The sequence below is a fragment of the Leisingera sp. M658 genome, assembly GCF_025144145.1.
In the GTDB taxonomy this organism is placed as follows: domain Bacteria; phylum Pseudomonadota; class Alphaproteobacteria; order Rhodobacterales; family Rhodobacteraceae; genus Leisingera.
The window spans coordinates 1051442-1073805 of the sequence record NZ_CP083546.1 but is presented as its reverse complement, the minus strand read 5'-3'; the positions used below and the strand labels follow the sequence as shown (position 1 = coordinate 1073805).

Below are 22364 nucleotides of genomic sequence, written 5' to 3'. Positions count from 1 at the left end.
TCAGTCGTTGTCAGACAGCCCGGCACCGGCGCCGCGCAATCGCGAAGCTTCGGTGGCGGGCGCATAAGTGCGGTGGGCAAGAACGCCAAGGCGGTCCCAGGCCTCGGCCGGAGCGCTGCCGCGCAAAACCGGCTCCCGGCGGTCGGTCATTTCAGCCGGAGTGGTGAAAGCAACCTTGTCGGCAAGCATCGCTGTGTAGGCGTCGGGAGCGCCCCGCGCGCACAGCTGGCGGCCATCTGTTGCAAGGTAGACACCCGCCCATTCAACAGCGACCGGAGTCTCCAGCCGCAACGCAGCCCCAGCAGCAAAGGGAACCAGCAGCAACGGCACGCACACACGCTCCATTTCGATCCGGCCCGCATCCATCAGCTGTACCGCGCAGTCGCTTAAGGCGGCGCCGGCAATCAGCGGGCTCATCCGCCCCGACGGGGCGCTCCACACGCCTTTCAGTGCCAAAGGCGCCAGATCCGCGGGCGGCAAACGGTCGTTCATCTCCAGCAGCGCAGCCAGCAGCTCCGCCCCCGGAAAGCCAAAGGAAGAGATCCAGCGCGTGCCTTTTGCAGCCTCCTCGGCCAATCCCCAGGGAAGGCCGGCGCCACGGGCAGCGCGTTTGCACATTGCTTCGATTTCATTCAGGGAATGGTTCATGCCAGTGCCCCCTCTTCCAGTCTGGGATAGACCCAGAATTCAGCGTTCTCCTGCGAAAGCTCCTGCGGGTAGGGTGCGTTGCCATACATGCAGATCCGCACCCAGCGGTCAGAGCGGGGATCAAACTGCGTGGCGCCGAAGAAGGCGAGTTTGCAACGCAGCATGTCAATCGGCAGAACGTCGTGCGAGATCGTGTTGTCACGGATCTCGGCATAAGGTGCGCGGCCCGCGATCTGCGCCCGGCGCACCGTATGACGGTATTCAGGATGGCGCAGCAGGAACTCGGCGACGCGGATCTCGCCCTGCCAATGCGCCAGCGCATTGAACAGCGCCGCAGCATCCCGGCCAGGCGCCAGCGGCTGCTCGTATTCCTCCACCGGCTCCTCAAACCGTTCGCCCAGACGCGGTTCCAGCTTTTCTTCGGACACATACCAGGCGCGGGCCCGGTTTTCCCGTTTCTGCCAGTCTGTACCGATCGCCCATTCATAAATCCGCGTCAGAAGCCCGCGCAGTTCGTCAATGGTCATCGCACCGGCAATGCGGAACGTCGGCGTATTGTCCGCTGCCATGCCGTCGCTCAACTCATCAATCAGGCTGCCATAGGGTTCCAGCATCATTGAGGCCAGCCATTCCTGGCCTTCCAGAGACAGTGTTTCTTCGGCCCAGCGGTGCATCTGATCCCAGGGCTGGGGACCGCTCAGCACCTGCGGAGTGCTCAGATAGGCGTCGATCTGTTCCAGGTCGTTCCGCAGCCCGGCCAGTTTGCGCACCTGGATCTCATGCTCGGACTGCCACAGGTCAACATTCTTTTTGCTGCGCTGCAAAAGCCGCAGGAACAGGGCGATTTCGTCCTCCGATGCGCTGTCCAGACTGCGGACGGTACGGATTGCATCCTCGCGGGCGGCGATCCAGTTGTTGAACAGAACCGGATGGTTCAGCAGGAACGGCGCCATGCCCAAGCCGGTTGAGTTGCCGATACCAAGCGACCGGGCCAGTTCCGGGGCCAGCTGTGCTGCTGTTCGGCCTGCCGCCTTGGCGCGCAGGTCTGCCATATGCTGCACCAGATCGCGCACAAACCAGCGGGTCAGGAAAACCGACAGCATCTCGGCCTGGAACGGAACCTGGAATTCGGGGCGTTTTGCGATCATCTCGCGATCCGCAGCACCCAGTTTTCCCGATCCGTAAACGGCTGTGGTCCGCATCAAATAGCCGACGGCATCAAGCTGGGCAGCATCTGGCTGGCGGCCTTCGGACAGGGCGGAAACCACATGTTCCCACAGGCGCACGGACCGGTTTGCGCGCGATACCGAAATCTCGCGCTCGCTGACCCGGCCGGCTTCCTGATAGGGGACATTTTTCGAAAGACGTTCGATGTCTTCATCCGTCGGGACACCATCGAACAGGGCAAAGGTGGCATCCCACGCAGTTGCAATCACACGATCCGACCGCATTTCAGGCGGCAGATCATGTGCAAAGGCGATCAGAGAATAGGTCCGCGCAGGGCCGGTTGCGGAAAAGACTGCAACACCGACCCCGTTTTCATCAATATCAAACTTGGGGCGCGAAAAGCTCCAGTTTTCGCGGGCCATGCGCCGTGTCAGAATCCGCATGAAGCTGAGGCGGCACTGGTGCAAAGAACCGAGACGGCTAAGGCGCATGACCTGCGCCGGGTCCCGTAGTGATATTGATGTCTGCGCGGTTGTTTCCATTTAGGTTATCCTTTGGGGCCAAAGTTTTCGGCAAAGAACCGGTGCCAGTTCCCGCCCATGATGCCGCTGACCTCATCATCGTTCATGCCCGTCGCGCGAAGGCCCTCTTCGATGTTTCCAAAGTCGCGGTTGTCCTTGAACCAGCTAGGCATTTCCGGGAATCCCGGAGCGGCGGCTGATCCTTCGCCGTAGTCGATTTCCTTGCTCCAGCGGCCGACGCGCATCCACTCAACCACGCTGTCGGGCTGATCCTGGCACAGGTCGGTGCCGATACCGAGGTGTTCCACCCCGTATTTGTCGGCGGTGCGTGCAATCATCTCGCAGAAGCTTTGCAGGGTGCAGGCGCCCTTGTCCTTCAGGTGATGCGGATAGACCGAAAAGCCCAGCATGCCGCCGTGGCCTGTGACCGCGCGGATGACGTCATCCTTTTTGTTGCGCAGGGCCGGCGACCACTCATACGGGTTGGCATGGGTGATGGCGATCGGGCGGGTGGAAATCTCCGCCGCCTCGATGGTGGAACGGTCGGCGGAATGGCTCATGTCCACGACCAGTCCGACGCGGTTCATCTCCTTGATGACCTGCTTGCCCATCCGGGTGATGCCGGGATCCTCGGCCTCGTAACAGCCGGTCGCCAGCAGCGACTGGTTGTTATAGGTGAGCTGCATGAAACGTGCGCCCAGGGTGTGCAGGATCTCGACCAGGCCGATGTCGTCTTCCATCGGCGACGGGTTCTGGAAGCCGAAGAACACTGCGGTGCGGCCGGTGTCGCGGGCCTTGTCGATGTCAGAGGCCCACTGCCCCTTCATGATCAGGTCAGGATACTGCTCGAACCAGCGGTTCCACTTCTCAAAATTCAGAACCGTTTCGCGGAAGTTCTCGTGATAGGCAATGGTGACTTGGATCGCGTCCACGCCGCCCTCGCGCAGCTGACGGAATATCTTCTCCGACCAGTTGGCATATTGCAGGCAATCGATACGGTATCCGGTCATTCAAGCACCTCGAATTTCAAAAACCATCGCCCGGCCCCTTGCGGCGGGCAGTATGCGCCCGCCCCACGTGAGGCAGAACGGGCGCGTCCATAAGCTGGCAGGCCGGCTGCACGGCGCTGCCAGAGTTCATTAATCAGACCGGATTGCCGGCGCTGATGTAGGCGGTCTTGACGGTGGTATAGAACTCCGCCGCTGCCTTGCCCTGCTCGCGCGGGCCATAAGAGCTGTCGCCGCGGCCGCCGAACGGCACGTGGTAGTCGGTGCCTGCGGTGGGCAGGTTGACGGTGACAACACCGGTGCGGGCGTTGCGGCGGAAATGGGTGGCGCGGGCCAGCGACTGGGTAACGATGCCCGAAGTCAGGCCGAAGTTGGTGTCGTTCACCACGCTCAGCGCTTCGTCATAGCTGCCAACCTTGATCACGCTGGTCAGCGGCGCGAACATTTCCTCGCGGTTGATGCGCATCTGGTTGTTGGTGTTCAGGAATACGCCGGGGGACATGTAATAGCCCTCGTGCGGCATCTCCAGCCGCTGGCCGCCGCAGGCCAGTTCGGCGCCTTCGGTTTTGCCCAGATCGACATAGGCCAGGTTCTCGTTCAGCTGCTGCTCGCTGACAACGGGGCCAATTTGCGTCCCCTCTTCCAGGGCGTGGCCAACCTTGTAGGCGCTGGCGCCCGCGACCAGTTTTTCGACAAATTCATCGTGAACCGAAGCATGCACAACCAGACGCGACGACGCGGTGCACTTCTGACCGGTGCTGCCAAAGGCACCGCCAAGCGCGAGGGTCACAGCCAGATCGATATCTGCATCATCCATAACCGCCAGCGCGTTTTTGGACCCCATCTCCATCTGCACTTTGGTCAAGTTCTGGATGGCGGCCGAGGCGATGCCTTTGCCAACCGGCACAGACCCAGTGAAGGAAATGGCGTTGACCTTGGGGCTTTCCACCAGGCGCTGACCGATCGAGCGGCCCGAGCCCATGACCAGCGAGAACAGACCCTTGGGGATGTCCTGACGGTTAATGATTTCTGTCAGCGCAACAGCCGATGCCGGGGTGATGTTGGCAGGTTTCCAAACCACGGCGTTGCCGTAGCACAGCGCCGGCGCAATTTTCCACGACGCGGTTGCGGTCGGGAAGTTCCAGGGGCTGATGATGGCAACGGTGCCAACCGCTTCGCGGCGCACGTCGATTTCAACGCCGGGACGTACAGAATCGGCATTTTCGCCCAGCTGACGCAGGCATTCAGCGGCGTAATAGGTGAAGAACTGACCGGCACGGTAGACTTCGCCCTTGCCTTCAGCAAACGGCTTGCCTTCTTCGCGGGACAGCAGGGTGCCCAGCTCCTCGGCGCGGGACATCAGCTCGTTGCCGATGTTCATCAGCACCGCCTGCTTGCGCTCCATGCCATAGGCTTCCCACTCGGCTTGCGCAACTTGCGCCTGGTCCAGCGTTGCCTCCAGCTGATCGGCGCTGGCCTGGGCAAACATGCCGACCAGATCGCTCAGATCCGAAGGGTTGCGGTTTTCGATTTCGCTTTCGCCAGCCAGCCATTCGCCGGCAATCAGGTTCAATTTGGTCACGGAGAAGCCTCAGATGCTGAATTTCAGGTTTACAGCAGGATGGACTTCGGCACCGGCATCAGTCAAACTCAATTAACTGAACGTAACTACAGAATTTCTGAAGTCATGGCTTTGAAAATCGAAATGCTGCGTGCCTTTTGCACGGTGGCGCAGACCGGCAACCTGTCAGAGGCGGCCAACCGTCTGGGCCGGACCCAGTCAGCTGTCTCCATGACCCTCAAGCAAATGGAGGACCATCTGGGCAAAAAGCTGTTCGAAGGCGAGCGCAAGAACCAACTGTCATCATTGGGAGAGCAGGTGTTTGAACTGGCCCAGAAACAAGTGCGCCAGTTCGACCAGACCGTGCGAAGCATCGAAATGGCAGCAGAGGCCATTCACGGGCTGATCCGTATCGTCTCGGTGCCTTCAGTTGCGGCGCTTGTGTTCCCGCCGGTGTTGGAGCATATGACCGCCCGCTACCCCGGGCTTAAGGTTGAACTGCGCGATACCGACACCCAGCAGGTGCTGGATGCGCTGGCCGAGGGCAAGGCGGATATCGGCATCGCCTCGGGCTATCACCCCCTGAACGGGGTCAGGGCGGTGCCGCTGTTCGAGGACCGTTTCGGACTGGTCTGCTCTGCCGGGCACCCGCTGTTTCGGCAAGACAGCCCGCCCTCCATTGCGGATGTCACCGGCGCGGGATTTGTCCGCAATGCGCTGTGCGACCTGATCCGCAATGAGCGCTTTGTCGAGGCCAGCAGCGGCGCGGATGTGACGATCCACAACACCCATTCACTGATCACCATGGTGCGCACAGGAAAATGGGTCACGGTTCTGCCGCAAACCGTGGCCCGTTTCATGCCGGAAACCACGGTGTTCCGCCCGATTGCCGACCTGCCGGACAGGCGCGAAGTTTATCTGTATCAGCGCGACCGCTCCCGCTTTGCCGCGCTTACCGCGGAATGCAGTGCATTCATCCAATCCTGCGACCTGTCCAGCGACCTGCCCGGTTAGAGCAATTGCTTAGGCCGGCCCGGTGGTTCCCCGGATAACCCGCTCCAGCTCACAGCACAGCCTGAAAGGTTCCGGCGCATCGGATGTGATAAAACGGGTGAACTGCGCACCTGCGAGCGTTCCGATGGTTTCAGCCGGGATCCGGACCGTTGACAGGCCGGGTTCAATATCAGCCGAGCCTTTGAAATCGCCGATCCCCATCACCGACAGCTCCTCAGGCACCTTCAGCCCGCGTTTTTGCGCCCCGTACAGCGCGCCCTGGGCAATCACGTCATTGCCGCACAACAACGCCGTCGGACGGGACGGGCCGGCAAGCAGATCCAAGGCCGCCTGCTTGGCCTGCGCGACACTGTAAGGCGCCTCGGATTTTCTGTCCTGCGGCACGGTGATGCCCGCAGCTTCAAGGGTTTCCAGCACCGCCGACAGGCGGTGCCGCGCCCGGTCATTGCCCTGGGTGTCAGGAAAGATCAGACCGATGTCCCGATGCCCTAGTTCCAGCAGATGCGCCGCTGCCATCCGGCCTGCCTGCCGGTTGTCGGCCCCGACACATGGCAGTTCCGCATCTTCGGCATAATTCCAGATCGCCATCGCCGGAGTTTCCTGCTGCGCGATCAACCGGGCGGTGGCCTGCGAATGCTCCAGCCCGATCAGCGCCACCCCGTCGACCCGGTGCTCCAGAAACTTGCGCACCATCGCGTACTCGCGCTCCAGATCATACCCGTGCGAGGCCAGCAGCAGGCTGAACCCCTCTTTGCCGATGGCATCCGAAAACGCCTGGATCACCTCGGCAAAAATCGCATGGTTGATTGTTGGCACAACCAGGCCGATAGTGGATGAACGCTTACCGTGCATCGTCTGCGCCGCGCGGTTGCGGATGTAACCAAGCTTTTGCACAGCGCGGTTGATCTTCTTGCGAGTCGCCGGGCTGACCAGATCGGGGTGATTAAAGGTGCGCGACACCGTGGAGGGAGACACTTTGGCAGCCTTGGCCACCGCGACGATATCGACGTTACCCTTTTGTTTTAAAGCCAAAAATCCCCCTCCCGCGATACATTTAATGAAAACGTTTGCATTACTATTTTCATGGCCTAACCTGAATTGTCAAGAAACGTGAAAACGGGATCAGCCGGGTTGGGAGGCCCTGAATGGACTTCATATTTTACTTCGGAGACGTCTTCTCGCCGCTGTCCTTTCTGTTGCTTCTGGGCGGCACGATCGGCGGGCTTATCCTGGGCGCAACCCCGGGGCTTTCCCCCACAATGGCAGTGGCGCTGCTGATCCCCTTCACCTTTCATCTGGAGGCCGTGCAGGGTCTGATCCTTCTGGGGGCAGCCTATACCTCCACTGTTGCAGGCGGCGCGGTCAGTGCGATCCTGCTGAAGATCCCCGGCGCGCCGGCCAATATCGCCACCACCCTGGACGGCCACCAGATGGCCAAGCAGGGCCAGGGCGCCAAGGCGCTGCAGCTGTCCTTCCTGGCCTCCGCCGTCGGCGGTATTTTCGGCGTGCTGCTGCTGATCTTCCTGACCCCGCTGCTGGCCGAATGGGCGCTGGCCTTTGGCCCCTCGCATCTGTTCTGGCTGGCGATCCTGGGCGTCACGGTCATCGGCTCGCTCGATTCCGCCTCGGTGGTTAAGGGGTTGCTGTCAGGCTGCATCGGGTTGTGGCTGGCAACCATCGGCTTTGACGACATCATGGGCGCCCAGCGCTTCATTTTCCACCCGTCGCTTGGCGGCGGCATCAACATCATCGCGGCCCTCATCGGCCTGTTTGCCATCCCGCAGGTGCTGACCATGTTCGCCAAGGGCCGCCGCACATCAGGTGCCGAGGTAATCGAAGTGCAAAAACACTCGGTTCTGGACGCCACCAAGGAACTGCTCCGCCGTCCCCTGGCCCTGGGCATCGGCACCATCACTGGTTCGATCATTGGCCTGATCCCCGGTGTGGGCGGCCAGATCGCCGGACTGGTAGCCTACGACCAGACTAAGAAGTTCTCCTCCGAGAGGGAGAAATTCGGCAAGGGCCACAGCGAGGGCGTGATCGCCGCGGAAGCTGCCAACAACGCCATGGTCGGCCCGTCGCTGGTGCCGCTTCTGACGCTGTCGATCCCCGGCAGCCCCACCGCTGCGGTGCTGCTTGGCGGGCTGCTGATCCATGGCATCTTCCCGGGTTCCGACCTGTTCGACAACCACCCGGATGTGGCCTGGACCTTCATCAATTCGATGCTGGTGGGCCAGGTTCTGATGTGCCTCTTCGGCCTTTATGTGGCGGGTCTCGCCGCCCGCGTTGCCCAGGTGCCGCAATCGGTGATGGCTGCCATCGTGCTGGCGCTCTCAGTCTTCGGCGCCTACTCGGTGCAAAGCTCGATGGGCGACGTCTATGTGATGGCCTGCCTCGGCATCGGCATGTATTTTCTGGAACGCTTCGGCTTTTCCGCCGCACCGCTGGTGCTGGGGCTGATCCTGGGTCCGATCGCGGAGTCGAACTTCATCCAGGGCGGCATGATCGCCGACGCCACAGTGGGCCGGGCCGGCTACTTCCTGTCCGGCGGGCTGAACATCTTCCTGATCGCCGTGGTTGTTGCCTCCGTCGCCTATTCAGCCTGGATGGAGCTGCGTAGCCGCCGCTACACCACCAAAGAGGAGGCGCAGGCATGAACCGGTCTCAGCATATTTTCGGCTCCGGCCTGGTCCTTGCGGTCAGTATCTGGGTCGCCTGGATCAGCTACACTCAGGCCCCTGCCGAGGCCTTCCTATTCCCGCGCCTGATTGCCTCGGTGTTTGTGGTGCTGGCCGGCTGGACCTTTGGCAAGGCTGTCCTGGGCCTCAGCAAAGTCGGCTCGGGCGTGTCCCGCAGCATGTTCATACAAATGGTGCCGGGGCTGGTGGTGATGCTGATCTATGTCTTCTGGGCCGCCAAGACACTGGGGTTCTATACCGCCACCGCCATCGCCTTTTTCATTCTGCTGTCGATTTACGATCCGGCGCCCCATTCCGAAGCCAGAACCTGGGGCAAACGCGCCCTGATCACCGCCTGTTTTGTTGCCGTGATGTACGGGCTCTTTGCGCTGCTGCTGAGCGTTTACACGCCACGTGAAATTCTGTTCTGACCGTTTGAACGCGGCCCGGAAACATAAGCGAAATCATTAGGGAGGAGAAGAAAATGAAGAAACTGATTACAGGCGCTGCCATGGCGCTGATGGGCCTGGGCGGAGCCGCCTTGGCCGAGGATTACCCCGAACGCCCGATCATGATGATGGTCTCTTACGGCGCAGGCGGTGCCACTGACTTCCAGGCCCGCATCGTCACCATGACCGCGGGTAACGAAGATGCGCTGGGCATGCCCATCGCCATCATCAACAAGCCGGGTGCCGGCGGCCGTGTCGGCTGGAACTGGTTTGCGACGCAAGCGGACCCGGATGGCTACACGCTGGCGGCCTACAACGTGCCCCACTTCATCGCCCAGTCGATCAAGGGCGGCGTGCAGTATTCCTCCGACAGCTTTGAACCTATCGCCAACTGGGGCGCCGACCCGGCGGTGTTTGTTGTCGCCGCGGACAGCCCCTTCACCTCGATGGCGGATGTGGTTGCCCATGCCACGGAAAACCCGGGCAAGCTGACCTTCTCCGGCGCGGGCCTGTTTGTGGGCCACCATATTGCCGCGCTGCAAATTGAAAAGGCCGCTGGCGTAAAGATGGCCTATATCCCGACCAAGGGCGGCGGTGCCGCGGCGATGAAGGCCGTTATCGCCGGTGAAGTCATGGGCGGGGTAAACAACCTGTCTGACGCCTTCCGCGCGCAGGAAGCAGGCAACGTCAGGATCCTTGGCGTGGCGGACCTGCAGCGCTCGGAGTTTCTGCCTGACGTGCCCACCATGCAGGAGCAGGGACTGGACGTCGACAATTCCTCGGTCAATTTCCGCGGTGTGATGGTGCCTAAAGGCACCCCGCAAGAGGTGATCGACGAACTCGCCGCCACCGTGCCCGAGATGTTCGCTAACCCCCGCGTGGCCAAAAAGATGCAGGCCGGCGGCTCGCCCATGCACATCATGACCCGTGACGAGGTCAAGGCGATGTGGGTCGCCCGCGAACAGACGCTTAAGGAACTTCTGGCCGGGCTCTGATCCCGCGCCCCCTGGCCGAAACCCTCCGGGGCAGCGCCCCTGCCCCGGACAATCAATCGAGGAAAGACATGACCGCTCAGGACGCACTCGCCTCTGGCATCGCCGAGGTGGAACAGATCGTGGCGCGCGCACGCACCGCACAAAAGGCATTCGAGGCCCGCGGCAGCCAGGCGCTGTATGACAAGGCAGCCTTGGCGGCAGGCTGGGCCATCATGGAACCCGCCCGCAACCGGTCCCTGGCCAAGCTTGCCGTTGAATCCACCGGCCTGGGCAACGTGCCTGACAAGATCACCAAGAACCACCGCAAGACGCTGGGACTGCTGCGCGACATTGCAGGCGTTCAGACCCAGGGCATCGTCAGCGATGATCCCGCGACCGGCATCACCGAGATCATGCGCCCCATCGGGGTGATCGGCGCCGTGGTTCCCTCGACCAACCCAGCGGCCACACCCGCCAACAACATCATCAACGCGCTGAAGGGCGGCAATGCCATTGTTGTGGCGCCCTCGCCCAAGGGTGTCGCTTCCTGCGAATTGCTGCTCTCCTATATCCACGCCGAATTCGCCAAGCTCGGGCTGGACCCGGATCTGGTGCAGATGATCCCTGCACCCGGCTCCAAGGCCAAGACCCAGGCGCTGATGGAGACCGCGGACCGGGTGATCTGCACCGGCAGCCAGAACAACGTCCACCGCGCACAGTCCTGCGGCACCCCTGCCGTGGCCGTGGGGGCCGGCAATGTGTCGGTGATCGTGGACGAGACCGCCGATCTGGCTAGCGCGGCAGCAAAGATCACCGCCTCCAAGACGTTCGATAACGCCACCTCCTGCTCGTCGGAGAATTCGGTTGTGGTGGTGGACGCCATTTATGACCGGTTTATCACCGCATTGGCCCAGGAAGGCGGCGCGCTGATCTCCGAGACTGACTCAGACGGCATCATCGCCAAACTTTGGCCCGACGGCCACCTGAACCGCGAAGTCATTGCACAGGACGCGGACAAGATGCTGGCGGCACTGGACATGGCCGGCCAGGTCCCGGAAGGCACCAAATTCCTGGCGGTGGAAACCAAAGGCATCGGCCCGGATCACCCGCTGTCCGGCGAAAAGCTGAGCCGCATTCTGGCGGTCTACCGCGCCGCCGATTTCGCGGATGCCAAAGCCATCGCCGCCCGGATTCTGGACCACCAGGGCGGCGGCCATTCCATCGGCATCCACACAAGCCAGGACACCCGCGCCATTGAGTTGGGCCGCGAGATGCCCGCCTGCCGGGTGATCGTCAATCAGGCGCACACCTTTGCCACCGGCGGTGCCTTCACCAATGGCATGCCGTTTTCGCTGTCGATGGGATGCGGCAGCTGGGGCGGCAATTCGATCGACACCAACCTCCATTGGCTGCATTTCGTGCAAACCACCAAGATCGTGCGCGAAATCGCACCTCGCGAACCGGCATTGGACGACATCTTTGCCAGCTATTGGGCGGAGGCGGGCCAATGATGGAACCGCCCAAAGGAACCATCCGCGACTGGCTGGACAAACGCGCCAAGGACGGCGGCACCGGTTTTGTCTTCCCCGATGGCGCGCCGGATCTCAGCTGGCAAGAACTGCACAGCACGGCTGAGGCCATCGCCCGTTCGCTGACCGCGATGGGCATCGCCAAGGGCGAGAGCATCGCCATCCTGCATCCAAACGGGCGCGAGGCCCTCGAATGCCTGTTCGGGGTGCTCTACGGCGGCTTCCGCGCCACCATGATCAACCTGGTCGCGGGCAACAGCGCCGTCGCCTACGCCCTGCAGCACAGCGGCGCCCGCTTTGCCTTTGTGCATGACAGCCAGACAGACCTGTTCGCGCAGACTGCCGACCTGTCCATCCTCTCCCCATTAGACAGGCAGGCAGTAACTGGCGGGTCACCGGCAGAGCTGCACCCGCTCTCTGCCGGTGACCACGCTTTGCTGATGTATACCTCCGGCACCACCGGGCAGCCCAAGGGGGTGGTGCACAGCCACGCCAGCCTGCTGGCCGGCGGCTGGACCACGGCCATCGCGCATGAGCTGACACCGCAGGACCGCGGTCTGTGCGTGCTGCCAGTCTACCACATCAACGGCTTGTGCGTGACGGTGATGGGCACGCTGATTTCCGGCGGCTCGCTGGCCATGTGCGAGCGTTTCTCGGCCAGCCGCTTCTGGGCGCATGCGGGCTGGTCCAAGGCCACGTGGTTTTCGGTGGTGCCGACCATCATATCGCATCTGCTGCACTCAGAGCTTGATCCCGTCGACAGCACCAGGACACGCCTGCGCTTTGGCCGCTCCGCGTCCTCAGCGCTGGCTCCGGACGTGCAGCGCGCGTTTGAGGACCGGTTCGGCATCCCCATCATCGAGACCATGGGCCTGACGGAAACCGCCGCGCAGATCCTGTCCAATCCCCTGCCTCCCGGCACCCGCAAGATCGGCTCCCCCGGTGTCGGCTATGGCAACGGCATCGCCATCCTGGATGCAAACCAGCAGCCGGTTACCGATGGCACCGAGGGCGAACTGGCCGTGCGCGGTCCCAACGTGATGCTGGAATACCTGAACAACCCGGAGGCCACTGCGGGCACCTTCACCGCGGACGGCTGGCTGCGGACCGGTGATCTGGGGCGCATTGACGGAGACGGCTATGTCTTCGTGACTGGACGCTTGAAAGAGCTGATCATCAAAGGCGGCGAAAACATCGCACCGCGCGAGATTGACGAGGCGCTTTATTCGCACCCCGACGTGATCGAGGCCGCCGCTTTTGCCCGCCCCTGCAAAAGCTACGGTGAAACGGTCGAGGCCGCGGTCAAAATCCGCGACGGTTCCAGCCTGACACCGCTGGAGCTGATCGAAATCTGCCAGTCCGTACTGGGCCGGTTCAAGTCGCCGGACGAGATCCACATCCTGCCGGACCTGCCCAAAGGGCCGTCAGGAAAGATCCAGCGCAACAAAATCCTTGGGGAAATCACCAACAGCTGAACTCCCCAACACCCCTCGCCCGCAAGGTTATAAAAAGGTCAGCGTTTCTGCCGCGCGGCAGCGCGGCGCCGGGCCCAACGGGCGCGGGGTCTCCGTCAGGAGATCCGGCAACGGGCGGGAGTACGGCATCGCAGCCGCTCACGCCAGATGAAAGGACAAAAACGGTTCTGCCCCGTCCGCGTCACGGATCCAGCGGGCCTTGATCCCGAAAATTTCCGATACCGTTTCCGGGTTCAATGCTCTCTGCGGGGTGCCCAGCGCCACCAGGCGTCCGCCCGACAGCACCGCCACCCGGTCGCACATCAGCGCCTGATTCAGATCGTGCAGTGCCACGACGGTGGTCACCTTCAGGTTCCGGATGCAGTTCAGGATCGACAGCTGGTGATGAATATCCAAGTGGTTTGTCGGCTCGTCCAGCAGCAGCAGCCCGGGCCGCTGCGCAAGGGCGCGGGCGATGTGCAGCCGCTGCCGCTCGCCGCCGGACAATGTGGCCCATTCGCGGCTGGAAAAACCCTCCATTTCCACTGTCTTCAGCGCGTTTTCAACATGCAGGCTGTCTTCGCCGCTCCAAGGTCTCAACGCTGACAGCCAGGGCGTCCGCCCCAGTTCCACCACCGACCGTGCGGTGATGCGCTCGGCAGTATCGGCCTGCTGTTCGACAATCGCGGTCCGCTGGGCGACCTCTCTGCGCGTCAGCTGCGCCAAGGGTTTTTCCGCCAGCAGAACCTCGCCATGCGATGGGCGTGCCAACCCCGCCAGCAGCCGCATCAGCGTGGATTTCCCGGACCCGTTCGGACCGACCAGCGCCAGGGTCTCACCCGGCTGCACCGTCAATGAGACATCAGACAACAGCAGCTTGCCGCGGATGGAGTAAGACAGGCTGCGGGCTTCGATCTTCATCGCGCAGCCCTTCTTCCGCGCACCAGGATCACCGCAAAGGACGGCGCGCCGATCAGGGCTGTAACAACGCCGATGGGCAGCACCTGGCCAGGGATTATGATCCGGGACACGATGTCTGCGCCAATCAGGAACACCGCCCCGGTCAGCGCCGCGGCCGGCATCAGCCTGCGATGCCCGGGACCAACCAGGAACCGCGCCGCATGCGGGATCACCAGGCCGACAAAGCCGATCGAGCCGACAATCGACACCATCACCGCTGTGGTCAGCGCGGTGGCAAAGATCAGGATAACTTGCACCCGCCGCACCGGAATGCCCAGCGAGGCTGCTGAATCGGTGCCAAAGGTAAAGGCATCCAGCGCCCGCGCATGGAACCGGCAGACGACCCAGCCCGCCAGCGCCAGCGGCACTGCCAGCCACACGTCCGGCCAGCGCACCCCGCCCATATTGCCCATCAGCCAGAACATGATGCCGCGGGCCTGATCGGCGTTGGCGGATTTGGCGATGATGAAGGCCGTCAGCGCGTTGAACAGCTGCGAGCCTGCAATACCGGCCAGCACGATTTGCGCTGCCGCAGCGCGGCTGCCGCCGGCCCCGGCGGCCCGGGCCAGAACGGCAACAAAGCCAAAGGCCAGCAGCGCGCCGTTAAAAGCCCCAAAGGACAACGACAGCGCACCGCCGCCAAGCCCTGCAATGGTCACCGCAACCGCCCCGGTCGAGGCGCCGGCGGAAATGCCCAGGATATAGGGGTCTGCCAGCGCATTGCGCAGCAGGGCCTGCAGCACCACGCCCGCCACCGCCAGCGCCGCCCCGCAGGCCCCCGCCACAAGCGCACGCGGCAGCCGGTAACTCCAGATAATGCCTTGATCTATCGGATCAACCGGCAGCCCTGCCCCGGCCAGCTTATTGGCCAGAACCGACAGCACAAGGTCAGGCGCAAGCGCGGTTTCCCCGATCATTGCGCCTGCCAGAACCGCCGCAATCAGCACCGGCAAGGCCAGGCACGCGCCCTTGACGCCCTGCCATGTGATTGCAGCGGCTGCACTCACTGGCTGGTGCCGATCACGCTGAGTTCAGCAGCCAGATCCTCCAGCGCCGGAATGGCACGGATGGTGGCATCCATCGCCTGGGCGTCCATCACAACGATACGGTTGTTCTTGACTGCATCCATCTGGCTCGCCACCGGATCATTGCGCAGGAAGTCCAGCTTCTTTTCATAGTCATCCGCGGCAAAGCGGCGGCGGTCCATGCGGGCAATCACAATCACCGTCGGATTGGCCTTGGCGATGGTCTCCCAGCCGACTGTCGGCCATTCCTCGTCGGTCTCAACGACATTACGCAGGCCCAGCTGCTGCATCATGTAGCCTGGCGCGCCCTTCTGGCCGGCCACAAACGGGTCGCTTTCCATCTCGGGCGACGAGAACCAGAACACGGCAGAGGCATCTTCCAGCGCGACCTGCTGCGCCTTGGCAACCGCCGCAGCCTCGCGCGCCTTGTAATCGGCAACCAGTTCGGCGCCCTTTTCAGCCTCGCCAAAGATCGCCGCCAGTTCTTCGATCCCCTGATACAGGCTGCCGGTGGTGAACATCTGCGTGCGGGTGCCGTCACCGCCGGTGGTGTTGTCCTTGCCGACGCAATCGGCGGGCATCACATAGGTCGGAATGCCGAGGTCATGAAACTGCTCGCGCTTGGCTACGACGCCTTCGGGGCCGACGTGCCATTCGTATTGCGCTGCCACCAGACCGGGGCGTTTTGCCACGACGCTTTCAAAGCTTGGGTCGTTGTCGGCCAGACGGTCGATCTTGGCATTCATGTCTGCGTATTCGGGCAGCACGTCGTTGAACCAGACCGAGGTGCCCAGCACCTTATCGCCCAGCCCCAGCGCATAAAGCACTTCGGTCGCCGCCTGGCCAACCGTTACCGAAGACGCTGCCGGCGCCTCGAAGGTGACCGACTGGCCGCAGTTTTCTATGGTCAGCGGAAAGGTTTCGCCGGCCGCCGCAGCCTGTGCGGCAGCGATGAAGGAAAGGCCGATCAGGCCGGAACGCAAAAACATGATATTCGATCTCCATGTGTCAATGACCGGAGAACGGGTGAAAGGGCATTGACCGGTAAGGCTGAGGGTCTGGCCCCCGCTTGCGGCACCGGAAAACGGCGGCGCATCTTACCGGCAACCTCCCCGGACAACCCCGCCCGGTGTCTTTCGGTTTTCACCGGCAGGTCTCCTGACTGGCGGGTCAATGACTGTGCCGTCTTCCCGGACCGTTTGGTCCAGTGACGTCATGGCACAGCTCTCGCCGCCTACAGTTGCGGGGGCAGTTCCGTTTGGCGCCGGCAGGCACCGCGGATTCCCTCTTAGCCCTTTCGGGACCGGTAAAGCGCGGGTAGCGCATCCCTTTCGTTGCGGCAAGAAAAAGTTTTGATGCAGAGGGAATTCTGCAAACCGGGCGCAGCCAGAGCAACTGGGCTGCGTCTTGTCCGGATGACGGCCCTGCCCGGTTATTCAACCACGATCAGATCGGTATCCATCGCCTTGAGCATGTCCTTGATGGCCTGCGGCGGCTGCGCGTCCGTATAGAAGACCTCGAATTTTGTATCCTTGCCGACCGACACCGGTGCGCGCTTGTTGAACTTGTCATGATCGGCCACAACAATCCGGACCTGCGCATTGGCCGCCGCGACACGGGCCAGGTTTGCCTCTTCGAGATCATGCAGCATAAAGCCCAGTTCGGCATTGATCGCCCCGGCCGAAAAGATGGCAAACTGCACGTTCAGCCGCCGCACCAGATCCAGCGCTTCGGCCCCGAAAGCACCGCCGTCATGCGGGCGCAGCTCGCCGCCCGCCAGAAACACCCGGTTGTTGTTGCGCGATGCCAGCGCATGTGCCACCAGCACGGAATTGGTCACCACAAAGAGGTTCGACCGCTGCCGCAGCTCCTGCGCCACATAAGCGGTGGTGGAGCCGACATCCAAAAAGACCGAATCCCCGTCGCTGATGGTCTTGGCAACCTCGATGGCCAGACGCTGCTTTTCTGAGGCGTGTGTGTCCATCCGGTTTTGCAGCGGCAGCTCGTTCACATCTTCAACCAGATGCACCCCGCCGTGCACCTTGCGGACCGCTTGGGCATCCTCCAGCGTGCGGATATTGCGCCGGATGGTTTCATTGGACACACCCAGCCTGCCGGCCAGATAGCTGACCCGGCAGGACCCGCCTGCCTGCTGCAGCGCCCGCAGGATTTCCTCTTCGCGCTGATTGGTGGTTTTGCGGCTTTTGGTCATTGGGCCTCCTGTTGTGTTGCTACGCCAGAAAGCCACAAAAAACAACACATGAGGCCTCGGATACCGCGCCTGTTCGCCTCAAAACGCACTTTCCTCGAGGTGATTGTGGCTTATTGTGGTTTTTTATTGACTGATCGGCACAATCGCCGCACCATCATAACAGCCGACGCCAAGAATCGCACAAAATGCCACATATCAGGGAATTCCTTATGCTGAGAAACTTCAACGCTTTGGGAGCCGTGGCGCTGACAGCCGCCGTTTCCGCTTCATCCGCCTGGGCCGCCGAGTCCTCCGACCCCATTAAACTGACCTTGCACGACTGGTCCGGCCAGTTGATCAACACCAAGATCATGGGCAGCATCCTGCAGGAGGCAGGGTATAACATCGAATATGTCCAGGCAGACTATATCGCGCAGTTTGCCGGGCTGAAGACCGGCGATCTGCATCTGGCGATGGAAATCTGGGAGACCACCGGGCGCGAGGCGCTGGACGACGCAACCGCTTCGGGCAAAGTTGTCAATGCCGGCGAAACCGGACTGATGGCGATCGAGGAATGGTGGTACCCCCCTATATGAAAGACCGCTGCCCCGGCCTGCCCGACTGGCAGGCGCTGAAGGACTGCGCCGAGGAATTCGCAACTGCGGAAACCTCGCCCTACGGGCGCTATGTCGGCGGCCCGGTCACCTGGGGCGGTTTTGACGAGGAACGCGTCGAGGCGCTGGAGCTGGAATTTGAAGTGGTTCACGCAGGCACCGACGCCGCACTGTTTGCCGAACTGGAATCCGCCTATCAGCGCCAGGACCCGATTGTCCTGTGGGTATATGTGCCGCACTGGGCGCCAGCCAAATACGACGGTGAATTCGTGGAGTTCCCGCCCTATTCCGCGGAATGCTACGCCGATCCTGCGGCGGGGGTGAACCCGGATCTGGCCTATGATTGCGGCAAGCCGCGCGGCCCGATCTGGAAAGCCGCTTGGGCAGGGCTGCCGGAAAAATGGCCGGGCGCCTATGAGATCGTGCAGTCCTACCAGATTACCAACGAAGAGATGAGCGCCATGGTCGGCAAGGCTGATCTGGACGGCGTTGATATCGATACAGTGGTGTCGGATTGGATGGCCGCAAACAAGGACCGCTGGTCCGGCTGGATCAGCAACTGATCTCACTCCCGGGGCTGCTGCACGCTCTCAGGCAGCCCCGGCCTTTTCCCCTGCCCCGTCAATCAACCCGGCCGCATTCCGCGGACCGGTTCAGGAACCGCATTGATGACCCCCAAGACCAAACTCTCCTGCCGCAATATCTGGAAGCTATATGGCGCCAATACCACGGCGTTTTTGAACGGCAACCCGTCCCCCAGCGGCGCGGAGATCCGCAACGCGGGTATTATCGGTGCTGTGCGCGATGCCCGTATCGACATTGCCGAAGGCGAGATTTTTATCATCATGGGGCTGTCCGGGTCCGGCAAATCGACCCTGGTGCGCTGCCTGTCGCGGCTGATCGAACCCACCGGTGGCCAGGTGCTGTTTGACGGCGTGGATCTGCTGACCGCCAGCGCGCGTGAAATGATCGAAATCCGCCGCCACAAGATGGGCATGGTGTTCCAGCACTTTGCCCTGCTGCCGCATCTGACCGTTTTGCAAAACGTGAAGTTCCCGCTGACAGTTCAGGCCGCCCCCAAAGCCGAGGCGGAGGCCAAGGCCCGCGAGGTGGTGGAACTGGTCGGCCTCAAGGGCCGCGAGGATTATTACCCGCGCGAGCTGTCCGGCGGCCAGCAGCAGCGCGTCGGCATCGCCCGCTCGCTGGTGACGGAACCGGATCTGTGGTTTCTGGACGAGCCGTTCTCGGCGCTGGACCCGCTGATCCGCCGCGAGATGCAGGACGAGTTCCTGCGCCTGCAGGCCCGCTTGCACAAAACCATCGTGTTTATCACCCACGACTTTGAGGAAGCGGTGCGCCTGGCCGACCGTATCGCCATCATGAAGGACGGCGAAATCATCCAGATTGCCACGCCCGAGGAACTGGTGCTGAACCCGGCCACGGATTATGTCGCTGAATTCACCCGCCACATCCCGCGCTCCAAAGTGCTGACGGTGGCGGCATCATGACCCCCGACACCGGCGGCGAAGGCGACCCGGTGCTGCAATCAGCGCGGGTATCGGAGGTGGCCGAGCAGATTATCGCAGCGGACGCGCCGCGCCCCGTCAGTGACGGCAGCGGCCGGATCGTCGGCAGTATCGGCCGCCAGGCTGTTGCCCGGGTGCTGTTTGGAACGGGAGACGCAGCATGAAGCCGCGCCTGCCGGCACAGGCCGCCACCGCCTGGGGGCTGGTGCTGGCCACCATCCTGCTGGGCTGGTTCGGCCGCGACCTGGCAAAGGCGCTGGATGCGCGCTGGCTGATCAAATGGCCCCTCCGGATGGGTGATCCCGTTCAAAACCCATATCTCCGCAGGCATGACCTGGCTGGTCGAAGATGCGGACCATAGGCCCGGTGTCTTTCACCGATGCCACCCGCGCTCTCGCCTGGCTGATTGAGCAACCCTATGAGCTGATGCTGAGCCTGCTGGCGCATGGGTTTCTATTGGGTTTCCGGCCCGGACCAGCAGATCCTGCTGCCTGCCATCAGCTGGATTGCCGTCACCGCTGCAGCTGTTGCGCTGGGGCATTACTGCCGCAGCTGGGGGCTGGCGGCGCTGGTCGGGGCCTGTTTTGCCTACCTTTGCCGTTTTCGGGCAGTGGGACAGTGCCATGTGGACGCTGGCCTCGGTGGTCATCGCGGTGCCGATCGGTGCGGTCGGCGGGCTGCTGGCAGGCATTTGGGCTTACCGCCATCCGCTGGGCGAGCGCATCCTGTCGCCTGTTCTGGACCTGATGCAGACCATTCCGATCTTCGCCTATCTGGTGCCGATCCTGTTCATGTTCGGCTTTGGCCCCGTTTCGGCGCTGGTTGCCACCATAATCTATGCCACCCCGCCGATGATCCGCATCACCATTATGGCGCTGAAGGCGGTGGACCCGGAGATCCTCGACTTCGGGCGGATGGCAGGCACGACACAACGCCAGCTGATGTGGCGGGTGCTGGTGCCCTCGGCCAGCCAAAGCCTGATGGTGGGCGTCAATCAGGTCATTATGCTGTCGCTGAACATGGTGATCATCGCCTCGATGATCGGCGCGGGAGGGCTAGGCTTCGACGTGCTGGCCGCGCTGCGCCGTCTGGATATCGGCGCCGGTTTTGAGGCAGGCATTGCCATTGTGGTGCTGGCCGTCGCCGTGGACCGGCTGAGCCAGGCATTGCAGAGCGGATGGGCCAGGTTCACCACACGCCGCCCGGAACCTTCGCCGCCCGGCACAAGCGCACGGTGCTGGTGCTGTCCCTGCTGGCCGTCACCTGGGTTCTTGGCCGCTTCTCGCGCTGCTGCTGGACTATCCGGCCAGCCAGACCATCACCACCGGCGATTTCTGGAACGATACCGTCAAATACCTGAATGTGAATTACTTCGACATGTTTGAGGCCGTGAAAGTCTTCTTCCTCCACTGGTTCATGCTGCCGATCAAGAAGATCCTGCTGGGCCTTCCCTGGCCCTGGGCCATCGCCATGCTGACGCTGCTCGGCTGGCGCGCGGGCGGCTTCGGGCTCGCGCTGCTGTGCGGCGGGCTGTCGCTGCTGATCGTGGTCAGCGGCCTGTGGACCAAGGCAATGGTGACGGTCTATCTTTGCGGTGCCTCGGTTATCCTGGCCACGCTGATCGGTGTGCCGCTGGGGGTTCTGGCGGCGCTCAACCGGCGCGCGGGCATCGCCCATCAACCTGCTGATCGACACGCTGCAGACACTGCCCAGCTTTGTTTACCTGATCCCGGTGGTGATGCTGTTCCGGGTCGGCGATTTTACCGCGCTGATCGCCATTGTGCTCTATGCGCTGGCACCGGCAGTTCGCTATGCGGCCCACGGCATGCGCAGCGTCAGCGGCGAGCTGATCGAGGCAGGGCAGGTCTCGGGCTGCCACCAAATGGCAGCTTCTGCGCCTGGTGCGCCTGCCGTTGGCGCTGCCGGAGATCCTGCTGGGCATCAATCAGACCATCATGCTGGCGCTGTCGATGCTGGTGATCACCGCGCTGGTCGGCACCCGCGACCTGGGCCAGGAAGTTTACATTGCGCTGACCAAGGCCGACACCGGCCGCGGCCTGGTGGCAGGTCTTGCCATCGCCTTTATCGCCATCATCGCCGACCGGCTGGTCAATGCCGGTGCCCGCGGCGCCCGCATCCGCTTTGGACTGGAGAGCTGAGCATGAGCCAATCCGATCTGCTGAACCGCATCCGCGCCCTGCCGATCTGGCAAGGTGAAATAGACGTCAAACCGCTCGACGGCGGTATCACCAATGTGAATTGCCTGGTCCAGGACAGTGCCGGCAAATACGTGGTGCGCGCGGGCGATGACATCCCGCTGCATCAGGTGATGCGCTTTAATGAGCTGGCGGCCAGCCGTGCAGCCCATGCCGCCGGCCTGTCGCCCGCGGTGGTGCACACCCAAGACGGCCTGACGGTGCTGGAGTTCATCGAAAGCCGCACCCTGACTGAAGCGGACGTGCGCGGCCCGGCCATGCTGCCGCGGGTGCTGGAGCTGGTGAAATCCTGCCACCGCGATGTGCCTCGGCATTTGCGCGGCCCGGCACTGGTCTTCTGGGTCTTTCATGTGATCCGCGATTATGCCGCGACGCTGCAGGACCAGAACAGCCCGTATGCGCCGCTGGCGACAGAACTGGCTGGCATCGGCAACGGCCTGGAACAGGCCGCCGGCCCCTTCGACATCGTCTTTGGCCATAACGACCTGCTCTGCGGCAATTTTCTGGACGACGGACAGCGGCTTTGGCTGATCGACTATGACTATGCCGGTTTCAATTCGCCGCTGTTCGACCTGGGCGGGCTCGCCTCTAACAACGGGCTGTCGCAGCAGCAGGAACTCTGGCTGCTGGAAACCTATTTCGAAGCACCGGTGACGGACACGCTGCTGCACCGCTACAGCGCCATGAAATGCGCCTCGCTGCTGCGGGAGACCATGTGGAGCATGGTCTCGGAAATCACTTCAGAAATCGACTTTGACTATGCGGCTTACACCGCCGGAAACCTCGCGCGCTTCCGCGCCGCACTTGACGACTTTCAAAACACCTGAGGA

At 62.6% G+C, this 22364-nt stretch carries 19 protein-coding genes, 3 pseudogenes and 1 riboswitch; of the genes and pseudogenes, 13 read left to right on the top strand and 9 right to left on the bottom strand.

The window, feature by feature from the left end; all coding sequences use genetic code 11:
• The 4 genes from K3724_RS05405 to K3724_RS05390 all read right to left on the bottom strand — a co-directional run bounded on the left by K3724_RS05405 (nt 1) and on the right by K3724_RS05390 (nt 4925).
• Nucleotides 1–648 carry a DUF3726 domain-containing protein gene (locus K3724_RS05405; RefSeq protein WP_259990770.1) on the bottom strand — a complete coding sequence of 216 codons (648 nt, stop codon included), beginning with the start codon at nt 646–648 and terminating at the stop codon, nt 1–3.
• Entirely contained in the window at nt 645–2357 is a 1713-nt protein-coding gene (locus K3724_RS05400; protein ID WP_259990768.1) for a hypothetical protein, read from the bottom strand. Before K3724_RS05400 ends, K3724_RS05405 begins: the two co-directional genes overlap by 4 nt.
• Before the next feature lie 5 nt (nt 2358–2362).
• Nucleotides 2363–3346: a dipeptidase gene (locus K3724_RS05395; RefSeq protein WP_259990766.1), complete on the bottom strand. Its 984-nt coding sequence runs from the start codon at nt 3344–3346 to the stop codon at nt 2363–2365.
• Between the two features lie 133 nt (nt 3347–3479).
• Nucleotides 3480–4925 carry an aldehyde dehydrogenase family protein gene (locus K3724_RS05390; protein WP_259990764.1) on the bottom strand — a complete coding sequence of 482 codons (1446 nt, stop codon included), beginning with the start codon at nt 4923–4925 and terminating at the stop codon, nt 3480–3482.
• Nucleotides 4926–5030: 105 nt separating this feature from the next.
• On the opposite strand from K3724_RS05390, the gene K3724_RS05385 reads away from it, so the two are divergent.
• Entirely contained in the window at nt 5031–5918 is an 888-nt protein-coding gene (locus tag K3724_RS05385) for a LysR family transcriptional regulator (RefSeq protein WP_259990762.1), read from the top strand.
• A gap of 9 nt (nt 5919–5927) precedes the next feature.
• Here the strand turns inward: K3724_RS05385 and K3724_RS05380 are convergent, their stop codons facing one another.
• Nucleotides 5928–6950: a LacI family DNA-binding transcriptional regulator gene (locus K3724_RS05380; RefSeq protein WP_259990760.1), complete on the bottom strand. Its 1023-nt coding sequence runs from the start codon at nt 6948–6950 to the stop codon at nt 5928–5930.
• 113 nt (nt 6951–7063) lie between these two features.
• Here K3724_RS05380 and K3724_RS05375 point away from each other — a divergent pair, with 113 nt between their 5' ends.
• The 5 genes from K3724_RS05375 to K3724_RS05355 all read left to right on the top strand — a co-directional run bounded on the left by K3724_RS05375 (nt 7064) and on the right by K3724_RS05355 (nt 13023).
• A complete protein-coding gene (locus K3724_RS05375) occupies nt 7064–8575 on the top strand; it encodes a tripartite tricarboxylate transporter permease (RefSeq protein WP_259990758.1) in 1512 nt (503 codons plus the stop codon).
• Nucleotides 8572–9027 carry a tripartite tricarboxylate transporter TctB family protein gene (locus K3724_RS05370; protein ID WP_259990756.1) on the top strand — a complete coding sequence of 152 codons (456 nt, stop codon included), beginning with the start codon at nt 8572–8574 and terminating at the stop codon, nt 9025–9027. Before K3724_RS05375 ends, K3724_RS05370 begins: the two co-directional genes overlap by 4 nt.
• Before the next feature lie 53 nt (nt 9028–9080).
• A complete protein-coding gene (locus tag K3724_RS05365; RefSeq protein WP_259990754.1) occupies nt 9081–10040 on the top strand; it encodes a tripartite tricarboxylate transporter substrate binding protein in 960 nt (319 codons plus the stop codon).
• Nucleotides 10041–10108: 68 nt separating this feature from the next.
• Complete coding sequence (gene sauS / locus K3724_RS05360) at nt 10109–11530, top strand: acylating sulfoacetaldehyde dehydrogenase (RefSeq protein ID WP_259990752.1); 1422 nt, start codon at nt 10109–10111, stop codon at nt 11528–11530.
• Complete coding sequence (locus K3724_RS05355) at nt 11527–13023, top strand: class I adenylate-forming enzyme family protein (RefSeq protein WP_259990750.1); 1497 nt, start codon at nt 11527–11529, stop codon at nt 13021–13023. The genes sauS and K3724_RS05355 overlap by 4 nt, the downstream gene beginning before the upstream one ends.
• 138 nt (nt 13024–13161) lie before the next feature.
• On the opposite strand, the gene K3724_RS05350 is transcribed toward K3724_RS05355, so the two are convergent.
• From K3724_RS05350 to K3724_RS05335, 4 genes are all read right to left on the bottom strand, one after another.
• Nucleotides 13162–13923, bottom strand: coding sequence for an ABC transporter ATP-binding protein (locus K3724_RS05350; protein WP_259990748.1), 762 nt, complete (start codon nt 13921–13923; stop codon nt 13162–13164).
• Nucleotides 13920–14969, bottom strand: coding sequence for an iron ABC transporter permease (locus K3724_RS05345; protein ID WP_259990747.1), 1050 nt, complete (start codon nt 14967–14969; stop codon nt 13920–13922). Before K3724_RS05345 ends, K3724_RS05350 begins: the two co-directional genes overlap by 4 nt.
• Nucleotides 14966–15976, bottom strand: coding sequence for an ABC transporter substrate-binding protein (locus tag K3724_RS05340; RefSeq protein WP_259990745.1), 1011 nt, complete (start codon nt 15974–15976; stop codon nt 14966–14968). Before K3724_RS05340 ends, K3724_RS05345 begins: the two co-directional genes overlap by 4 nt.
• A 141-nt stretch (nt 15977–16117) precedes the next feature.
• Nucleotides 16118–16310: riboswitch (cobalamin riboswitch) on the bottom strand.
• Nucleotides 16311–16419: 109 nt separating this feature from the next.
• Nucleotides 16420–17199, bottom strand: a complete 780-nt coding sequence (locus K3724_RS05335) for a DeoR/GlpR family DNA-binding transcription regulator (RefSeq protein ID WP_259990743.1) — start codon at nt 17197–17199, stop codon at nt 16420–16422.
• A 185-nt stretch (nt 17200–17384) separates the two neighbouring features.
• Here K3724_RS05335 and K3724_RS23955 point away from each other — a divergent pair.
• From K3724_RS23955 to K3724_RS05295, 7 genes and pseudogenes are all read left to right on the top strand, one after another.
• Nucleotides 17385–18355: pseudogene (locus tag K3724_RS23955) on the top strand (ABC transporter substrate-binding protein).
• A gap of 105 nt (nt 18356–18460) precedes the next feature.
• A pseudogene (locus K3724_RS05320) lies at nt 18461–19482 on the top strand (glycine betaine/L-proline ABC transporter ATP-binding protein).
• On the top strand, nt 19479–19679 hold the full coding sequence (locus K3724_RS05315) for a hypothetical protein (RefSeq protein ID WP_259990738.1): 201 nt from the start codon (nt 19479–19481) through the stop codon (nt 19677–19679). Before K3724_RS05320 ends, K3724_RS05315 begins: the two are co-directional and overlap by 4 nt.
• 262 nt (nt 19680–19941) lie before the next feature.
• The gene (locus tag K3724_RS05310; RefSeq protein ID WP_259990736.1) at nt 19942–20703 is read left to right on the top strand and encodes a proline/glycine betaine ABC transporter permease; all 762 of its coding nucleotides are present in this window, start codon (nt 19942–19944) and stop codon (nt 20701–20703) included.
• A gap of 239 nt (nt 20704–20942) precedes the next feature.
• Nucleotides 20943–21134 (top strand): annotated as a pseudogene (locus tag K3724_RS23825) (hypothetical protein); the annotation flags it as partial.
• An 85-nt stretch (nt 21135–21219) separates the two neighbouring features.
• Complete coding sequence (locus tag K3724_RS05300; RefSeq protein WP_259992565.1) at nt 21220–21477, top strand: hypothetical protein; 258 nt, start codon at nt 21220–21222, stop codon at nt 21475–21477.
• 2 nt (nt 21478–21479) lie between these two features.
• Entirely contained in the window at nt 21480–22361 is an 882-nt protein-coding gene (locus K3724_RS05295) for a phosphotransferase (protein ID WP_259992564.1), read from the top strand.
• The last annotated feature ends 3 nt before the right edge of the window (nt 22362–22364 follow it).